Genomic DNA, 502 nt, shown 5'->3' on the forward strand with positions numbered 1-502 from the left:
CGGATCAAAGCTTGCTTACAGCTCCCCGAGGCAGTTTCGTTGTTCGCCACGTCCTTCATCGGCTCCTAGCGCCTAGGCATCCTCCGTGTGCTCTTAGTAGCTTAACCATATCGCTCGTGTTCGAGCTGTCACTCCGCTTGTTTTGGACTGCGTCCAAAGCCAAAAGTCGTTCCATTTCGATCACTCGCTCATGCAATCTACCGTTTTTATTGAAACTTGTTTACACAAGTTCAGCTAAAAAGGAATGTTCTAATTCGCATTTTACTTTCGTTTCGATATCTAGTTTTCAAAGAACAAACTTGTAAATCATTTTTGGTGGAGCCAAGCGGGATCGAACCGCTGACCTCCTGCTTGCAAGGCAGGCGCTCTCCCAGCTGAGCTATGGCCCCATATAAAGTTTAAAGGTATAGATGGTGGGCCCTGGTGGACTCGAACCACCGGCCTCACCCTTATCAGAGGTGCGCTCTAACCAACTGAGCTAAGGGCCCACATTATATATACT

At 48.0% G+C, this 502-nt stretch carries 2 tRNA genes and 1 rRNA gene; all 3 read right to left on the bottom strand.

From position 1 onward, the window contains the following. Positions 1-107, bottom strand: a 23S ribosomal RNA gene (locus AB4111_RS31140); the annotation flags it as partial. 206 nt (positions 108-313) lie between these two features. Further along, positions 314-389, bottom strand: a tRNA-Ala gene (locus AB4111_RS31145). A gap of 22 nt (positions 390-411) precedes the next feature. Continuing rightward, positions 412-488 (bottom strand) — tRNA-Ile (locus AB4111_RS31150). Positions 489-502 lie beyond the last annotated feature (14 nt).

The sequence above is a fragment of the Paenibacillus sp. 2KB_22 genome, assembly GCF_052115745.1.
Taxonomy (GTDB): domain Bacteria; phylum Bacillota; class Bacilli; order Paenibacillales; family Paenibacillaceae; genus Paenibacillus.